This window comes from Sphingobium sp. BHU LFT2 (assembly GCF_018604485.1).
Taxonomy (GTDB): Bacteria; Pseudomonadota; Alphaproteobacteria; order Sphingomonadales; family Sphingomonadaceae; genus Sphingobium; species Sphingobium yanoikuyae_A.
Genome location: NZ_JAFCGW010000077.1, coordinates 1 through 711, shown reverse-complemented (window position 1 = coordinate 711; position 711 = coordinate 1). Strand labels below are relative to the sequence as shown.

Here is a 711-nt window from a genome sequence, read left to right as displayed (position 1 = left end):
TAGCTGTCGCAGGCGACGTCGCCGGTGTCGCCATTGGCGACCTTGCCGGGCGTGTGGGAAAACACGTCCCAGTTGGTCTGGCCGCGGCCATCGGCGTTCACGGCGCCCTCGATCTGATAGGATGCGGTGGCACAGCCCCACAGGAAGTCGGAGGGGAAGGCGAGGCTGCCCTGCGGCGCGCCGGCGGCCGCGGCTGCGGCCTGCGCGTTCGCACTGCTGCTGCCGGCCAGGCCCGCGCCCAGCGCGGCGGCACCCAGGCCCAGGCCCAGTTCGCGGCGATTGATACCCGTCATCTTCTTTGTCTCCTTATTGACCGACGATCTGCACCAGGCCGCTGATGGCCTGGCCGGTGGGCAGCTTCGTCTTGCTCGTCAGCGTCTTTGCCTTGTCGTCCCAGACCAGCTCGGCCTTCATGCCACCCTTGCGATAATCATTGGTCTTGCCGTCATCGTCATAAAGGGTGAAGCGCGCATCGGCACCCGGATAAACCCGGATGCTTTCCAAGGCCTGCTTCTCGGCCGTGCTCTTCACCTGCACGCCCATCGGCACAATCGAACCGGCCTTCACGAACAGCGGCATGCGGTTGATCGGCGCATCCACCTCGATCGTCTGGCCGCCCTCATATTTCTGGTTGGTCCAATAATCATACCAGGCGGTGCCGGCGGGCAGATAGACCGACCGCTTGGTCTGGCCCTGCTTGGTCACCGGGGC

2 protein-coding genes are annotated in these 711 nt (G+C 65.3%); both read right to left on the bottom strand.

Features of this window, described 5'->3' with window-relative positions:
* The coding region (locus tag JQK15_RS26530; RefSeq protein WP_214869658.1) for a family 1 glycosylhydrolase at positions 1–293 on the bottom strand (293 nt) is incomplete at its 3' end.
* A 13-nt stretch (positions 294–306) separates the two neighbouring features.
* Positions 307–711, bottom strand: a 405-nt coding sequence (locus tag JQK15_RS26525) for a DUF5110 domain-containing protein (RefSeq protein WP_214869656.1), incomplete at its 5' end; no start/stop codon positions are given.